Source organism: Janthinobacterium aestuarii (genome assembly GCF_046113285.1).
In the GTDB taxonomy this organism is placed as follows: Bacteria; Pseudomonadota; Gammaproteobacteria; order Burkholderiales; family Burkholderiaceae_D; genus Janthinobacterium.
Genome location: NZ_CP142524.1, coordinates 3,008,925 through 3,025,230, shown reverse-complemented (window position 1 = coordinate 3,025,230; position 16,306 = coordinate 3,008,925). Strand labels below are relative to the sequence as shown.

Below are 16,306 nucleotides of genomic sequence, written 5' to 3'. Positions count from 1 at the left end.
ACGCGGGGCGTTGCCCCGCTAATCCGACCTACCTGGCCTTGCCGGCCGAGGCCACCTGATCCAGGATATGCTTGGGCACGGCCGCATAATGCTTGAATTCCATCGTGTACGTGGCGCGGCCCTGGGTCAGCGAGCGCAGGGTGGTGGAATAGCCGAACATTTCCGCCAGCGGCACGAGGGCCTTGACGATGCGCCCCGCGCCGCCGGGGATGTCGTCGACGCCCTGCACCATGCCGCGCCGCGCCGTCAAGTCGCCCATGACGTTGCCCATGAATTCTTCCGGCGTTTCCGCCTCCACCTGCATCATCGGTTCCAGCAGCACGGGATGGGCCTTGCGCATGCCGTCCTTGAAGGCGATGGAACCGGCCATGCGAAACGCGTTTTCATTCGAATCGACGTCGTGGTAGGAGCCGAACGTCAACGTGGCCTTGACGTCGACGACCGGATAGCCGGCCAGCACGCCCGCCTTCAGGGTTTCGATGATGCCCTTGTCGACGGCGGGAATGAATTCGCGCGGCACCACGCCGCCCTTGATGGCGTCGACAAACTGGTAGCCCGTGCCCGGCTCCAGCGGTTCAAGTTTCAGCACCACGTGGCCGTACTGGCCCCGTCCGCCAGATTGCTTGACGAACTTGCCCTCGATATCTTCCACCGCGCGCGTGATGGTTTCGCGATACGCCACCTGCGGCTTGCCCACGTTCGCTTCCACGCCGAATTCGCGCCGCATGCGGTCGACCAGAATTTCCAGGTGCAGTTCGCCCATGCCCGACATGATGGTCTGGCCCGATTCCTCGTCCGTATGCACCCTGAACGACGGGTCTTCCTGCGCCAGGCGGTTCAGGGCGATGCCCATCTTTTCCTGGTCCGGCTTGGTCTTCGGTTCGACGGCCTGGGAAATCACGGGTTCCGGGAAGATCATCTTTTCCAGCACGATGATGTGGTCGATGGCGCACAGGGTGTCGCCCGTGGTGACGGCTTTCAGGCCCACGGCGGCGGCGATGTCGCCCGCATACACTTCCTTGATTTCCTTGCGCTCGTTCGCATGCATCTGCAGGATGCGCCCCAGCCGCTCGCGCGCGCTCTTGGTGGGGTTGTAGACCATGTCGCCCGAGTTCACCACGCCCGAATACACGCGGAAGAAGGTCAGCTGCCCCACGAACGGGTCCGTCATGATCTTGAAGGCCAGCGCCGAGAAATGCTCGTCGTCGGCCGGATGGCGCTCCACCTCGTTGTCGTGCTCGTCGTGGCCCATGATGGGCGGCACTTCCAGCGGCGACGGCAGGTATTCGATGACGGCGTCGAGCATGGCCTGCACGCCCTTGTTCTTGAAGGCGCTGCCGCACAGCATGGGCACGATTTCGTTGCGGATGGTGCGCGCACGCAAAGCCTGCTTGAGTTCCGCTTCCGTGAACGTGTCGCCATTCAGGTAGCGCTCCGTCATGTCGAGGCTCGCTTCAGCCGCCTGTTCGACCAGGTGCTCGTGCCATTCCCGCGCCTGCGCCAGCAGCTCGGCGGGAATCTCGCCATAGCTGAACTGCACTCCCTGGCTGGCGTCGTCCCAGGTGATGGCGCGCATTTTCAGCAAGTCGATGACGCCCGTAAAATGCTCTTCCGCGCCGATGGGCAGCTGGATGGGCACGGCCACGCCCTTCAGGCGCTCGCCGATCTGCTTGCGCACGCGCAAGAAATCCGCGCCCACCCGGTCCATCTTGTTGATGAAGGCGATGCGCGGCACATGGTATTTATTGGCCTGGCGCCAGACGGTCTCGGACTGGGGCTGCACGCCGCCGACGGCGTCGTAGACCATCACGGCGCCGTCGAGCACGCGCATCGAACGCTCCACCTCGATCGTGAAATCCACGTGGCCGGGCGTGTCGATGATGTTAATGCGGTGTTCGGGGAAGTTGCCGGCCATGCCTTTCCAGAACGCGGTGGTGGCGGCCGAGGTGATGGTGATGCCCCGTTCCTGCTCCTGCTCCATCCAGTCCATGGTGGCGGCGCCGTTGTGCACTTCACCGATCTTGTGATTGACCCCCGTATAAAAAAGGATGCGCTCGGTGGTGGTGGTCTTGCCGGCGTCGATATGGGCGCTGATGCCGATGTTGCGGTAGCGCTCGATAGGTGTTTTGCGGGTCATCACAATCTCCATGGCTAGCCCCGGCACGACTGTGTTTGCGCCGGTTTTCCAGTGTAGCAGACATCGATTTTGGCAGTGGCGGGTAACCGGTTTTTACCATGCGCGCAACACTGACATTAACGCGCACGCGCGTTGCACAGGACAAATAAGAGTTTCGGCTATACTTTCAACTTTATTAATCCAGCAAAGATTAATCAAAATCAATACGCACGGTGAATTACCGTGCAAGGCGACGCCGCCGGCATGCAGCCCAGGTGCGCACCGAATGACATGCCCCACTCAGCCTATGACCATCCAACTAAGAAAAATAATCCTCTCCTCCCTGCTGGCGTCGCCGGCGCTGGCCATGGCCGGCGAACTGGAACAGCAAATGCAGCGTTGCGCCGTGCTTGGTGACGCCAGCGCCCGCCTGGGCTGCTTCGACACCCTGGCCAAGGCGGCGGAAAAAGCCACCATCGCCGCCGGCGGCGATCCCGTCACCGCTGCCGTGGCCCTGGCAGCGGCTGCCGAGGTTGCTCCCATCACGCCCGTCAGCCCGCCGGGCGTGGCCACGCCGGACGCCGTCAACGCCGCCATCCCCGCCATCGCGCAGGCTGGCGCGGCGCCGCCGGAAGCACCGATTTCGCGCACCCAGCAATCGTGGGAACTGAACGACGCATCGAAACGGGGCCTGTTCAACTTCCGCCCGCACCGCGACACCTATCTGTTGCTGGCCAATTACAGCGACGCCTCGAACGACGAACCGTTCCAGGATTTCACGCCAGCCGGCATCAAGAGCCAGCACGTGGAATTGACCTTCCAGCTGAGTTTCAAGATGAAACTGCTGGAGGACATCGCCGGCACGCCCATCGACATGTGGTTCGGCTACACGCAGCAAAGTTTCTGGCAGGCGTATAACCGCAAGGCTTCGAGCCCCTTCCGCGAGACCAATTACCAGCCGGAGCTGATGCTGATCTTGCCGATCAACAAGAATTTCGCGGGCCTGGAATTCAATTACCTGAACCTGGGCCTCGTGCACCAGTCGAATGGCCAGACCTCGACCCTGTCGCGCAGCTGGAACCGCGTGTATGCCGAGCTGGGCGTGGAAAAAGACAACCTGGCCGTCACGGGCCGCATCTGGCACCGCCTCGACAACAGCGCGACGGACAACGACAATATCGACATCACCGATTACATGGGACATGGCGACTTGCGCGTGAGCTACCGCAACAAGGGCCATGAATACGCCGTGACGGCGCGCCGCAATTTCAGCAAGAAGCATGGCTCGATGCAGGCCAGCTGGGCTTTCCCATTGAAAGCCAACCTGAAAGGCTATCTGCAGCTGTTCTCCGGCTATGGCCAGAGCCTGATCGACTATAACTATTCGCAGAAATCGATCGGCGCCGGTTTCATGGTCGACCTGTAAGCAGTACACGCATAAAAAATGGCGCCGACGGCGCCATTTTTTATGGGAAATCCAGTTTAGTGCCGCCCGCCACCGAGCACCCGAGCCGGCAGCATGACGATGGCGCGCAGCAATTCGAACACGCCTTCCACGCCGATGCCGATCAGGCGAAATGGCAGCAACAGCAGCCAGGCCAGCGGATACAGCACGAGAGCCAGCAAGGCCAGGGGCCAGCACACCAGCAAGAGCAGCAGCCACAGCACGAATCCCAGCATCGCGTTCCCCTCGAATGAAATGTGCGGAGCAAGCCGTGCTTGCCCCGCTACCGTGACGGCACTATAGCCAAGCGCCGCGGGGGCGGCAACGGCCGTGCGACGAACTGCGTGCTACGGGGATGAACGGTGCAAAAACGGGAATGAACGGGGGCTTACTGGCCGACGCAAATCACTTTCGTGATGTACTCGTGCGCGTTCGGCTTCTTGCTGGCGGCCCATTTGATGGCCTGGTTGGCCTCTTCGATGGTCAGGATGGAGGCCTTGTCCTTCGACTTGATGAAGGACACGCCTTCAAACACGCCTTCCTTGCTGCGCATTACCTTGGCAAACACGGGCGGTTTGGTCTCGCCGTCGCTGATTTTGTTCTGTTGCACGAGGTAACGCTGATCGATCTGTTCCATGATAATAAAGCTGTCCAGTGGTAAAAGACGGAATATACCCTGAATGGACAAACGCCGCAGGATGAAATCGCTGCGGCGTTGCCCAAATTTGATTTCGAACGGCTGACAAAACCGTAGCGAGCGGCAGTGAGTTGTGGCTAAGAAGCGCAACCGTACTTTAGTACGGTGAGCATCGCAGGCCGCAAATCGCGACGCGCAGCAGGTTTGGTCAGCTGATCAGGCGTAGACGGGATTCTGCGTCACTGGCTGCAGATTCACGTCATAGATCACCTGCGCGCGGATCGACGTTTCCAGCGAGGGGATCGAGCCGCCCGCGCGGTACTGGAAGCTCACCTGCAGCACGTCGCCCGCCTTCACGGCCACCGGCGCGGCCAGCGGCAGGCACATGTAGTGGTTCAGCCAGTCGATGGTGGTCGAGCGCTCGGGCACGACGGCCAGGATATTCTTGGTGACGAAACGCAAGGCGTTCAAGGTGCCGCTGCGCTCGACAACGAACTTGCCGTCGAAACCGAACACGCTGTCCGTCGGCTGGCTGAAGTCGATGATGCTGTAGACGGACGGCGGCGCCAGTTCCAGCACGCCCGGGTGGATGGCCGTGGTTTCCTGGAATTGCACGATGGGCGCATAAAACCCCTCGAAATCGTATTCCTGCTGCATCGGCTGCACGGCCATAATGACGGCCTCGGGCAGGAAGATGGGCAGCGGGCCGCCGAAGCGGGCCAGGTAGCGGCGCTTGAACGATTCGATCACTTCCACCTGTTTTTCGCGCAGCATGCCCACATGGATCATTTCGCAGATGACCACATCGACGGGCTCGGGCGGCAGGTATTCGAAGGCGTCCGCATGGACGACTTCGACTTTTTCACCGTTGGGATTGAGCGCCAGCATCTTGCGCGCTTCCTTGACCATGTCCGGATTGAACTCCACGCACCAGACCTTGTCGGCGCGCGCTGCCGCAAACCACGACAGCACGCCCGTGCCGCCGCCCAGCTCCAGCACCTTCATGCCGGGTTTCACCGCGTAATCGATCGCCGACTTGAACCCGTGCATGCGGTTCTGGTCCATCAGCATATTGTGATGGTAATGGACGGGGATAAATTGCCCCAGGTAACAACTCTCGATTTCTCGTTCATTCAGCATGTCTGTCCTCTTGGAGTCTGGCTCCGATGGCCGATCGGTTTTGTCATTCCAGAAAGCAGTGATATCGCACGGGCTGCGCGCGGGGCGGCGACAATACAGCCGGCGCCTGACGGTGGTGTGATGGCCCATGCGAACAATCTCCTGATTAATGCGACACGATCATTATCGTTAATCGCCAGGGAGAACAAAGGGCTGAGGTGAGAGGCAATTCCATGCCAGTTTCGGCGCTGGCATGGAAAATATTATCAGAACGACTATTTGCGGGCAGCGCGCGCCTTCTGGGCCGCTTCGATGATGGCCACCACGCCCGGCTTGTCGCCGGCCTGGGCGAACTGCACGGCCGTCCAGCCATGGTCGCTTTTCAGGCTGGCGTCCGCGCCCCAGGACAACAGCAGCTTGACGGCGCCCTCCTGTCCTTCGCGGGCGGCAAACATCAGCGGCGTGATATTGGCAGGCGCGCGCGCATCAACGACGGCGTCGCGGTCGAGCAATATCTTCATGATGGGCAAGTCACCCGCCGAGGCCGCATAGTGGAGCGCCGTCCAGCCGCTCTGGTTGACCTTGGCACCCTTGGCCAGCAAGGCGTTCACCGCGTCCAGCTTGTGCTTGTAGGCGGCCATCATCAGCGCCGTGTTGCCGTTGGCCGAACGGGCCTCGATATCGATGCCGGGTGCGTCGAGCAGCAGCTTGAACACCTTGTCCGCATCGTCGCGCAGGGCCAGCACAAGCGGTATGTCGCCGCGCTGCGCGTCAGGCTGGTTCGGATTCATGCCGTCAGCCAGCATGCCGCGCACGCCGCTGTCGTTGTTGACGGAGACGGCGCGGAAGAAGGCATCCGGGTCCGGCGCCGCCTGGCCGGCCGTCGCCCAGCACAGCAGCATCGCCGCAGCGAGTTTTTTCATCATGTCGAACCTTAAGAAGTTACGGCAACTGATTGAATAGCTTGAAGAAATTGTCCGTCGTCTGTTTCGCCACCTGGTCCAGGGGAATGCCTTTCAGGGTCGACAGGTACTCGGCCACGTGGGCCACGTAGCCCGGTTCGTTCATTCGGCCGCGGAACGGCACGGGCGCCAGGTACGGCGAATCCGTCTCGATCAGGATGCGCTCGAGCGGCACTTCCAGCGCCACGGCCTGCAAATCCTTGGCGCTCTTGAACGTGACGATGCCTGAAAACGAGATATAGAAACCCATGTCGATGGCGGCGCGCGCCACTTCCAGCGATTCCGTAAAGCAATGCATGACGCCGGCCACGCCGCCGTCGGCCACGCCCGCGCCCTCTTCGCGCATGATGCGTATCGTGTCTTCGCTGGCCGCTCTTGTGTGAATAATCAAGGGTTTACGGGTGATTCTTGAAGCTTTGATGTGAGTGCGGAAACGCTCGCGCTGCCACTCGAGGTCGCCCGTCAGGCGGAAATAATCGAGGCCCGTCTCGCCGATGGCGATGATCTTCGGGTGGTCGGCCAGGCGCACCAGGTCTTCCACCGACGGTTCAGGCGTGTCCTCGTAATCGGGATGCACGCCAACGGAGGCAAAGATATGCGGATACTGCTCGGCCAGGGCCAGCACCTGCGGGAAGTCCGGCAAGTCGACGGACACGCACAGTGCGTGCGTCACCTTGTTCTCGGCCATCTTGGCGAGGATCTCGGGCATGCGAGCAGCCAGCTCGGGGAAATTGATATGGCAATGGGAATCGATATACATAAGGCGGGATTGTACCGGAGGGAGCAAAAACTGGCAGGGGAACGGCGGCGGCGCGCATCCCCTGCCGGGGCGGTTCGGATGCTGGCAGCCGATTACATCTGCGAGGCCGGATGTTCCGCGAGCGGAACGAAGTTGCCGGTCGATTCGTCGAGCGCGTCGAGCGAACCGTTCTCGATGTCGTACACCCAGCCATGCAGGGTCAGGCGATGCTGCGCCATGGCCAGCGCCACCGAGGGATGCGTGCGCAGGTTATTCAGTTGCGCGACCACGTTGGCGCGCACCATGCCGTCGATGCGCGACTGTTCCGTCGGATGGTCGACCGACTCGTTGATCATGCGCGCAGCATCCGCATGGTGCAGCCAGCTGCGCACGGCCGGCATGTGATCGAGGCAGGCGCAGGTGGCGATCGCCTTCATCGCGCCGCAATCGGAATGGCCGCAAATGACGATGTCGGTCACGTTCAGGGCGGACACGGCAAACTCCACCGTGGCGCTGACGCCGCCCGGCTCCGGGCCGTACGAAGGCACGATGTTGCCCGCGTTGCGGATCACGAAGAGTTCGCCCGGCTCGCGCTGCGTCACCAGTTCCGGCACCATGCGGCTGTCCGAGCAGGAAATGAACAAGGCCTTCGGGGTTTGTCCCGTGGCCAGGGTCTTGAACAACTCGCGGCGCTCAGGAAAAACCTCTTTTTGGAAACGTAGGAATCCAGCAATAATGTCGCGCATAATCAATAGGGATCGTTATCTGAGCCGGTATTATCGCTGAATGGCGCAGGTTTCGCCTATTGCCCCGCCTACTGCCCTTCTGGCGGCTGCCACAGTTCCACCTTGTTGCCCTCGGGATCGATGACCCAGCCGAACTGGCCGTATGCCGAGTCGGGCGCCTTGTCCAGCACATTACAGCCTTCGTCGCGCAGCGCTTGCAGCAGCGCATCGAGGTCGTCGACCCGGTAATTGATCATGAAGGACGCCTTGCCGGGCGCGAACTGCTCGCTGTCCTTGGCCGCCACGGACCAGATGGTGGTGCCGGCCGTGGGCTGTCCAGCGGCATCCGTCCAGGTGAAGGCGGCGCCGCCCCAGGGCTGCACGTCCAGGCCCAGGTGGCGCTGGTACCAGGCGCGCAGCGCGGCCGGGTCTTGCGCCTGGAAAAAGATACCGCCAATGCCAGTGACTCGTTGCATGCACGCCTCCGTTGCTGTTCAGTGCCTTGACTGTAACACCGGGGGTCAAGCGTGGCAAACGGCACAGAGATAATTTACATTAACTCAGTAACGCAAGCCCTTGATTTCATTGGCAGCTTGAAGCATAGTCTAGCAGCATGTCTTCGAGGAACAGCTTGGGCGACAAAGGGTGTTCGGCAATCGCGCGGCGCTCATTCGCCGCCTTGATGGCGGCCATCAGGCGGCTGACGTTGATGCGCCCGGCCAGCGCTTCCAGTTCGCGCCGGTGGCGCGGGTAGTAGCGGATGGTGCCGGACAATTTAACGGAAAACATGTCGTACAGCCAGCGCTGGAGCGATGCCACGAGCGGCGCCAGCGGCGCCTTCTGCAATTTGTCGGCCGCCTTCAGGGCCGCTTCCACGCCGGGATTGGCCAGCACTTGCAGCAACTGTTCCGTTTCCTCGCGACCACCCGATTCGGACTGGGCCAGCGCCGCCAGCGGCGCGCCCCCCTGCTCTCGCAGCCAGCTGTCCGCATCGTTCAAGCCTTGCGCCTTGAGCCACGTCAACGCCTGCTCGTGGCTGGGCATGGGCAAGGCAAATTTCCTGCAGCGCGACAAAATCGTCGGCAACAGGCGGTCCAGGCTGTTCGAGGCCAGCAGGAACAAGGTGCCCGGCGGCGGCTCTTCCAGGGTCTTCAGCAAGGCGTTCGAGGCGGGCGTGTTGAGCGCCTCGGCCGGGTACAGCACGACCACGCGCAAGCCTTGCCGGTGCGTGGAAATGTTCATGAAGTCGGCCAGGTTGCGGATCTGTTCGATCTTGATGTCTTTCGACGGCGTCTTGGTCTTGGCGCTTTTCTTCGCGCCTTCACCCTCTTCGCCGTCGTCCGCCACCTCGTCTTCCAGCGCTTCCGGACGCACGCGGCGGTAATCGGGATGGTTGCCCTGGCTAAACCAGCCGCACGAGGCGCAGGCGCCGCAGGCATGGCCGTCGGCGCGCACGTCTTCGCACAGCAGCGCCTGCGCAAAATGCTCGATGAAGTCGGCCTTGCCGATGCCTTGCGCGCCATGGAACAAAATGGCGTGTGGCATGCGCGGACGCAGGGCTTGCAGCTGCTGCCACGCGTCCTGTTGCCACGGATACAGAGAACTTGTCATATCTTCTTCTTTTAAATCAGCGCGTTACAGTGCTTTGTGCAAGCAATACATCAAGCAATTGCGCGAGCTGCACCTGGATGTCGGCAATGCTTTGCGTGGAATCGATGATGCGGAAACGCTGCGGGAACTGGGCCGCGCGGCGCAAATACTCATTGCGCGTGGCGGCAAAGAAATCCGCCTGCTCCTGCTCGAATTTATCCAGTGCGCGCGTGGCATCCAGACGGGCGCGGGCCACGGCCAGCGGCACGTCGAACAGGAACGTGATGTCCGGCTGCAAATGCGGGTGCACCCACGCTTCCAGCTGCTCCATCTTGCGCAAGTCCATGCCCCGGCCGCCGCCCTGGTAGGCGAAGCTGGCATCGGTAAAGCGGTCGGAAATGACCCACTCGCCCCGTTCCAGGGCTGGCGCGATGACTTGCGCGATGTGTTCGCGGCGGCTGGCGAACATCAGCAAGGCTTCCGTTTCCAGGTGCATCTTTTCATGCAGCAGCAGTTCGCGCAGCTTTTCGCCCAGGCTGGTGCCGCCTGGTTCGCGCGACGAAACGAGGCTCACGCCCCGCTGCCGCAGGTAATCGGTAACAAAGCCGATATGCGTCGACTTGCCCGCGCCGTCGATGCCTTCGAAGGTGATGAAGCGCGGTTGATAGTGTTGTGTCATGAAGCTCTTGATTTGATAAGGATATTAGCGCTGGTACTGGTTCACCGCGCGGTTATGGTCGGGCAAGTTGGCCGAGAACTGGCTGGTGCCGTCGCCGCGCGCGACGAAGTACAGCGCCTGCGTGCGGGCCGGCGCCAGCGCCGCCGTCAGCGATTGCGCGCCAGCCAGGGCGATCGGCGTGGGCGGCAAGCCGCCGCGCGTGTAAGTATTGTACGGGGTGTCCGCTTCCAGGTCGCGTTTGCGGATCTTGCCCTGGTAGTTGTCGCCCATGCCATAGATCACGGTGGGATCCGTCTGCAGCAGCATGCCCGTCTTCAGACGGTTGACGAACACGCCGGCGATCATGGCCCGCTCGGACTTTTGTCCCGTTTCCTTTTCCACGATGGACGCCATGATCAGCGCCTCGTACGGGTTTTTATACGGCAAGGCCGGATCGCGCTTGTCCCACGCTTCGGACAGTCGGCCTATCATGGCCGCGTGCGCCTGCTTGAAAATCTGCATTTCGCTGGCGCCCTTGGCGAACAGATACGTGTCCGGGAAGAACAAGCCTTCCGGCAGCACATATTCGGGGCTGATCTTCGCCATCAGTTCCTTGTCGGACAGGCCCACGGTATCGTGCTTGAGACCAGGATGGCTGGCCATGGCCATGCGCATCTGCCTGAAGGTCCAGCCTTCGATGATGGTCAAGGATTCCTGCGCGAACTCGCCCCGTGCCAGCTGCGTGATCAGACGCTGCGGCGTCGTGCCCGGCTTCAGCTCGTAGGAACCGGCCTTGATCTTCGAGGTCTTGCCTTCGATGCGCGCCAGCATGTTGAACAAGATGGGCACGATGGGCACGCCCGCGTCCGCGATCTGCTGGCCGGCCGCATGCGCGCCGCTGCCGGGCGCAATCGTAAACGGAATCGCTTCGCCGTCCGTGGTGATGGGCTGCTGCGCCCAGTACACAAAAGTACCGCCCACGCCGATGGCGGCGATGACTGAACTGACTACAAGTTTTTTAAAGAAAGCCATTGTTCCGATTCTTGTGATGCACTCGCTGGCGGGCAGCGCGCGCTTGTTATGATCGTTCATTTGTGAAGCAAGTACGCGCAAAGCGGCGCCAACACTGGCAATCTTGCCGCTGCCGACGCAATCTGCGCGACATCACTATAATGAACCCGTAATGATAATGCTTAATCGCTGATCTAATGGAAATTATGAATAACTGGAATCAATTTTTAACCGCCCAAGGCGCCCGCCCCGCTGCCATCGATGGCGCGCCTGACGGCACCGCCCCCATCGCCGCCGCCCCTATCGCCGATTTTGGCCAGTCCCTGACAGTGTCCCAGCTGCAAGAAGGTTTTGTCGCGGCCATCACGGACCAGGGCTTGATCGGCCTGACCGGCGACGAGGCAGCCAGTTTCCTGCACGGCCAGCTGACCAACGACGTGGAACACCTGAGCCAGGAGCAAGTGCGCCTGGCCGGCTACTGCACGCCGAAGGGCCGCCTGCTGGCCAGTTTTTTGATGTGGCGCAACGCCACCACCATTTATCTGCAATTGCCGCGCGCCATACAACCCGCCATCCAGAAGCGCCTGCAGATGTTCGTGCTGCGCGCCAAGGCCAAGCTGCACGATGCGTCCGTTGATGAAGCGAACCAGGTCATGCTGGGCCTCGGTGGCAAGCAAGCCGGCGCGGCCCTGTCCGCCTGGTTCCCCGCCCTGCCCGCCACGCCGTTCAGCAAGGTCGAGCACGCGCTGGGCACCGTGCTGCGCGTGGCCGACGCCTTCGGCAGCGCCCGCTATGAATGGCTGACGTCGGCCGCCACGGCGCGCGACGTGTGGCCGCAGCTGGCTGAAAAACTGGCCAAGGGCGGCAATGACGCCTGGCAATTGTCGGACATCCATGCGGGCATCCCGCAAATCACGGCCGCCACGCAAGAGCAATTCGTGCCGCAAATGGTCAATTTCGAGCTGCTGGGCGGCGTCAATTTCAAGAAAGGCTGCTACCCGGGCCAGGAAATCGTCGCGCGCAGCCAGTACCTGGGCAAGCTCAAGCGCCGCACCACCCTCGTCAGCATCGCTGACGCAAGCGTCGTGGCCGGTGGCGAACTGTTTGCCGTCAGCGACCCCGAGCAACCTTGCGGCATGGTCGTCAACGCGGCGCCCAACGGCAGCGGCGGCATCGACGCCCTCGTTGAAATGAAGCTGGGGGCGATCGAAGAAGGTTCAAGCGCCGCTGGCGCCGTGCGCTACGGCTCGGCCCAGGGTGCGGCCGTGCATTTCCTGCCCATGCCTTACGTGCTTGATGCACTCGACTTGTGAGAATGCCATGAAAGATTTGTACATTTATTATCAGGTCAAGGAAGAGCACGCCCAGGCGCTGGAAGCCAGGGTGCGCGCCTTGCAGGCCAAGCTGGCGGCCGCGTCCGGCGTAGCGCCGCAACTGAAGCGCCGCCCCGAAGCCAAGGATGGCTTGCAGACGTGGATGGAAATCTATCCCGTCGTCGGCGAAGGCTTTGCCGAATTGCTGGCCGCTGCCGCCGACGAGGCGGGCTTGCTGGCCCTGACGGCCGGCGCGCGCCATACGGAAGTGTTCATGGATTTGCCCCCATGTGCCTGATCGTTTTTGCCTGGAAAGTCAATCCGCACATTCCGCTGATTGCCGCCGCCAACCGCGACGAATTCTATGAACGCGCCAGCGCCCCCGCCGGGGCCTGGCCCGAACACCCGCAAGTGTATGCGGGCCGCGACCTGCAGGCGGGAGGCAGCTGGATGGGCATCACCCAGGCCGGCAGCGGCAGCTCGCGCTTTGCCGCCATCACGAATATCCGCAGCCCGCAAGACCGCAACCCGGACGCCCCCTCGCGCGGCGCCCTGGTGGCCGACTATCTGGCCGGCAACATGTCGCCGCAAGACTATATCGCGCAAATCCGCCCCGGCAGCGGTGCCTACAACGGTTTCAATCTGGTGCTCGGTGACGCGGATACCCTGATCTGGTTTTCCAACCGCGGCGATGGCGATGCGCGCAATGGCCAGCCTTTGGAGCCAGGCATCTACGGCCTGTCGAACGCCCTGCTCGACGCGCCGTGGCCGAAGGTCCTGAAGACCAAGGCCCAGTTCGCCAGCCTGCTGTGCCAGGGCGCCCCCGACGAGGCCTACTTCGACATGCTGGCCGACACCACGCGCGCCCCGGACTTCCGCTTGCCCGACACGGGCGTGCCGCTCGACCTCGAGCGCGTGCTGTCCGCCGTCTGCATCGAAACGCCGGGCTACGGCACGCGCACGTCCACCGTCGTAAAACTGTTCCCGGACTCGCCCGGCGAATTGCATGAGCTGGTGATCCAGTAGGTCGGGTTAGCGCGCAAGCGCGTAACCCGACAATACCAGCGTCCTCAACCGGCATCACCACCGTCCCCGATGTCGGATTACGCGCGCCTCTGGCGCGCTAATCCGACCTACGCAAGCTTTCCCTATCCTCATCGAAAACCCATCCATCATCGCCGCGCAGAAAAAAGAAATCGCTTGCATTTGCGCGCAAGCGCGTAACCCGACAACACCAGCGCCCTCAGCCTGCATCACCACCGTCCCCGATGTCGGATTACGCGCGCCTCTGGCGCGCTAATCCGACCTACGCAAGCTTTCCCTATCCTCATCGAAAACCCACCATCCCTCCATCCGCACAAAAAAAGAAAGCGCTTGCGCAAGCGCTTTCTTTTGTTTACGATAGATTCCAACGCGGCGACACAGCCGCACACTATCGCAGCACACAATAAGAATAAAACCATCAGGAGACACCATGGCCACCATGGAAGATGTAGCGCGGGCGGCGGACGTATCGTTGTCGACCGTTTCGCACGTACTCAACGGCACCCGCAAGGTCAGCCCGAAAACCGTCGCCGCCGTCAACGCGGCCATGCAGCAGATCGGCTATGTGCCGAACATGCTGGCGCGCGCCCTGGCCGGCTCCTCGTCGGGCACCATCGGCGTGGCCATTTCCGCTTTCACCAATCATTACTTCAGTGAAACCGTGCGCGCCATCGAGGCGGCCTGCACGCGCCACGGTTTGATGATGCTGTTTTCCGATACGCATGACGATCCCGAACAGGAACTCAAGGTGGTGCAGAACTTGCACCAGCGCCGGGTCGACGGCATCGTGCTGGCGCCTTCGGGCGACTCGCACCATCGCACCCTCGACTACTTGACCAGCAACAAGATCGCTTCCGTGCTGGTCGACCGCATGTCGCCCCAGCCGTTCGACCAGGTGGGCGTGGAAAACATCGAGGCGACGGCCCAGCTGGTCAGCCACCTGATCGCGGCCCACGGCCACCGCCGCATCGGTTTCATCGCGGGCGCACCCGGCCTGTCCACGACGCACGAGCGTATCGACGGCTACCGCCTGGCCTTGCAGCGCGCCGATATCGTTTTTGACCCCGCACTGCTGCGCTCGGGCGACTCCAACCTCGAACGCAGCGGCGCGGCCACGCGCGAACTGCTGGCATTGCCGCAGCGCCCTACGGCCATCGTTGCCGGCAATAACCTGATGACCATCGGCACCATGCACGCCTTGCGCGATGCACAGATTGCGGTACCGCAAGACGTGGCGCTGGCCGGCTTCGATGATTTCGACTGGGCCGATTACTTCAGCCCCCGCCTGACCGTGATGGCGCAGCCGCTCGAAGAGCTGGGCGCCATGGCCGTCGACCTGTTGATCGACCGTATCGCCAACCCGGGCCGCGCCCAGCATGTGCAGCGCTTGTCGCCGACCTTGCGCGTACGCAACTCCTGCGGCTGCCCCTGACCTTTCACTGTAAATCAACATGCATCCAGCGATTTCCCTCGGTATCGACCTCGGTACCTCCGAACTGAAAACCGTGCTGATGGACGGCACGGGCACCGTGCGCGGCCAGGCCTCCGTGCGCATCGATACCAGCCGCCCGCAGCCGGGCTGGTCCGAACAGTCGCCGCAGGACTGGTGGGCCGCCTGCGTCAACGCGCTGGGCCAGCTGCGCACCGGCTGGCCGCAGGACTACGCGCGCATCGCCTGCATCGGCCTGTCGGGCCAGATGCATGGCGCCGTGCTGCTCGACAGCAACGACAAGGTGATACGCCCCGCCATCCTGTGGAACGATGCGCGCGCCGAAGCCGAGGCGGCGAGCCTGGCGCGCGACTATCCCGCCTACGCGGACGTAACGGGCAGCCTGCCCATGGCAGGCCTGACGGCGCCAAAACTGCTGTGGCTGCAAAAGCATGAGCCGGCCGCGTTTGCCGCCATCGCCTGCGTGCTGTCGCCGAAAGACTATCTGCGCCTGCGCTTGACGGGAATCAAACTGACGGACATGTCCGACGCGGCCGGCACCCTGTGGCTGGACGAGGCCGCTCGCGCCTGGTTCGCGCCCATGCTGGCCGCCTGCGGCCTGGTGCCCGAACAGATGCCGGCGCTGGCCGAAGGCGACGCGGCCACGGGCACCGTGCAGGCCGCCATCGCAGACCAGCTGGGCTTGCCGATGGACGTGGTGGTGGCCGGTGGCGGGGGCGACAACCCCGTCTCGGCCGTAGGCATCGGCGCCGTCAACGGCGGCGACAGTTTCATTTCGCTCGGTACCAGCGCCGCCATCGTGTCCGTCACCGAGCAGCCGCTGGGCAACCCGGCCGGCGGCGTGCACAGCTTTTGCCACGCCCTGCCCGGCCGCTGGTATGCGATGGGGGCGATCCTGTCCGGCGCCAGCTGTTTGCGCTGGGCCACTGGCGTGCTGGGCCAGCCCGACGAGGCGGCCCTGCTGGCGCTGGTGGAAAGCGCCGTGCCGCTCGACGCGCCCATCACGCCATCCGCCCCCCTGTTCCTGCCCTATCTGTCGGGCGAGCGCACGCCCCATAACGACCCGCAAGTGCGCGGCGCCTTTTTGCAACTGGGCCACGACAGCACGCCGGCGCAGCTCGGCTACGCCGTGCTCGAAGGCGTGGCGTTCGCCTTGCGCGACGCCATGGCGGCCGTCACCTCGACCGGTGCCGTGGTGCCACACTGCATGCTCGTGGGCGGCGGCGCGCGCAGCCAGTACTGGGCGCAGCTGCTGGCCAATGTGCTGGGACGCGACATGCGCACCTTGCACAACAGCGAACTGTCGGCCAGCCTCGGTGCGGCCAAGCTGGGCTTTGCGGCCATCGGCGACGCCAGCCTGCTGACGCAGGGCTTGCCCATCAAAAACACTTTCCTGCCCGATGCCGCGCACAGCGCAGCCTTGAGCATCCGCTACGGCCGCTACCGTAGCCTGTTTCCCGCCGTGCAAGCTCTGCACCAACTCAGTGATAAGGAATAG

General features: G+C 62.8%; 17 protein-coding genes. 6 read left to right on the top strand and 11 right to left on the bottom strand.

Annotated features, from left to right (window positions below; translation table 11 throughout):
* Window positions 1-28 precede the first annotated feature (28 nt).
* The gene (gene fusA, locus OX462_RS13635) at window positions 29-2,137 is read right to left on the bottom strand and encodes an elongation factor G (protein WP_070288564.1); all 2,109 of its coding nucleotides are present in this window, start codon (window positions 2,135-2,137) and stop codon (window positions 29-31) included.
* Window positions 2,138-2,423: 286 nt separating this feature from the next.
* Here fusA and OX462_RS13630 point away from each other — a divergent pair, with 286 nt between their 5' ends.
* Window positions 2,424-3,542, top strand: coding sequence for a phospholipase A (locus OX462_RS13630; protein ID WP_070218340.1), 1,119 nt, complete (start codon window positions 2,424-2,426; stop codon window positions 3,540-3,542).
* Window positions 3,543-3,598: 56 nt separating this feature from the next.
* Here OX462_RS13630 and OX462_RS13625 read toward each other — a convergent pair whose 3' ends face one another.
* The 10 genes from OX462_RS13625 to mltG form a co-directional block, all read right to left on the bottom strand.
* Window positions 3,599-3,796: a hypothetical protein gene (locus OX462_RS13625; protein ID WP_070218341.1), complete on the bottom strand. Its 198-nt coding sequence runs from the start codon at window positions 3,794-3,796 to the stop codon at window positions 3,599-3,601.
* 152 nt (window positions 3,797-3,948) lie between these two features.
* On the bottom strand, window positions 3,949-4,197 hold the full coding sequence (locus OX462_RS13620; RefSeq protein WP_070218342.1) for a hypothetical protein: 249 nt from the start codon (window positions 4,195-4,197) through the stop codon (window positions 3,949-3,951).
* Between the two features lie 216 nt (window positions 4,198-4,413).
* Window positions 4,414-5,337 (bottom strand): class I SAM-dependent methyltransferase, encoded by a 924-nt coding sequence (locus OX462_RS13615; protein WP_070218343.1) that lies wholly within the window; start codon window positions 5,335-5,337, stop codon window positions 4,414-4,416.
* A gap of 254 nt (window positions 5,338-5,591) precedes the next feature.
* Window positions 5,592-6,242 carry an ankyrin repeat domain-containing protein gene (locus OX462_RS13610; RefSeq protein WP_409028681.1) on the bottom strand — a complete coding sequence of 217 codons (651 nt, stop codon included), beginning with the start codon at window positions 6,240-6,242 and terminating at the stop codon, window positions 5,592-5,594.
* A gap of 16 nt (window positions 6,243-6,258) precedes the next feature.
* Window positions 6,259-7,038, bottom strand: a complete 780-nt coding sequence (locus OX462_RS13605; RefSeq protein ID WP_070288475.1) for a TatD family hydrolase — start codon at window positions 7,036-7,038, stop codon at window positions 6,259-6,261.
* 92 nt (window positions 7,039-7,130) lie between these two features.
* The gene (locus OX462_RS13600) at window positions 7,131-7,763 is read right to left on the bottom strand and encodes a carbonic anhydrase (RefSeq protein ID WP_099408551.1); all 633 of its coding nucleotides are present in this window, start codon (window positions 7,761-7,763) and stop codon (window positions 7,131-7,133) included.
* Window positions 7,764-7,831: 68 nt separating this feature from the next.
* Complete coding sequence (locus tag OX462_RS13595; protein WP_121669524.1) at window positions 7,832-8,218, bottom strand: VOC family protein; 387 nt, start codon at window positions 8,216-8,218, stop codon at window positions 7,832-7,834.
* A gap of 106 nt (window positions 8,219-8,324) precedes the next feature.
* Complete coding sequence (locus tag OX462_RS13590; RefSeq protein WP_409028680.1) at window positions 8,325-9,353, bottom strand: DNA polymerase III subunit delta'; 1,029 nt, start codon at window positions 9,351-9,353, stop codon at window positions 8,325-8,327.
* Between the two features lie 16 nt (window positions 9,354-9,369).
* Window positions 9,370-10,011, bottom strand: a complete 642-nt coding sequence (tmk, locus tag OX462_RS13585) for a dTMP kinase (protein WP_409028679.1) — start codon at window positions 10,009-10,011, stop codon at window positions 9,370-9,372.
* Between the two features lie 24 nt (window positions 10,012-10,035).
* Complete coding sequence (mltG, locus tag OX462_RS13580) at window positions 10,036-11,022, bottom strand: endolytic transglycosylase MltG (RefSeq protein WP_070288479.1); 987 nt, start codon at window positions 11,020-11,022, stop codon at window positions 10,036-10,038.
* Between the two features lie 176 nt (window positions 11,023-11,198).
* Here mltG and OX462_RS13575 point away from each other — a divergent pair, with 176 nt between their 5' ends.
* The 5 genes from OX462_RS13575 (at window position 11,199) to xylB (ending at window position 16,306) form a co-directional block, all read left to right on the top strand.
* Window positions 11,199-12,314 carry a CAF17-like 4Fe-4S cluster assembly/insertion protein YgfZ gene (locus OX462_RS13575; protein ID WP_409028678.1) on the top strand — a complete coding sequence of 372 codons (1,116 nt, stop codon included), beginning with the start codon at window positions 11,199-11,201 and terminating at the stop codon, window positions 12,312-12,314.
* Window positions 12,315-12,321: 7 nt separating this feature from the next.
* Complete coding sequence (locus OX462_RS13570; RefSeq protein WP_070311863.1) at window positions 12,322-12,612, top strand: DUF4936 family protein; 291 nt, start codon at window positions 12,322-12,324, stop codon at window positions 12,610-12,612.
* A complete protein-coding gene (locus tag OX462_RS13565; RefSeq protein WP_046682751.1) occupies window positions 12,603-13,340 on the top strand; it encodes an NRDE family protein in 738 nt (245 codons plus the stop codon). The genes OX462_RS13570 and OX462_RS13565 overlap by 10 nt, the downstream gene beginning before the upstream one ends.
* 448 nt (window positions 13,341-13,788) lie before the next feature.
* On the top strand, window positions 13,789-14,790 hold the full coding sequence (locus OX462_RS13560; protein ID WP_409028677.1) for a LacI family DNA-binding transcriptional regulator: 1,002 nt from the start codon (window positions 13,789-13,791) through the stop codon (window positions 14,788-14,790).
* 31 nt (window positions 14,791-14,821) lie between these two features.
* A complete protein-coding gene (gene xylB, locus OX462_RS13555) occupies window positions 14,822-16,306 on the top strand; it encodes a xylulokinase (RefSeq protein WP_409028746.1) in 1,485 nt (494 codons plus the stop codon).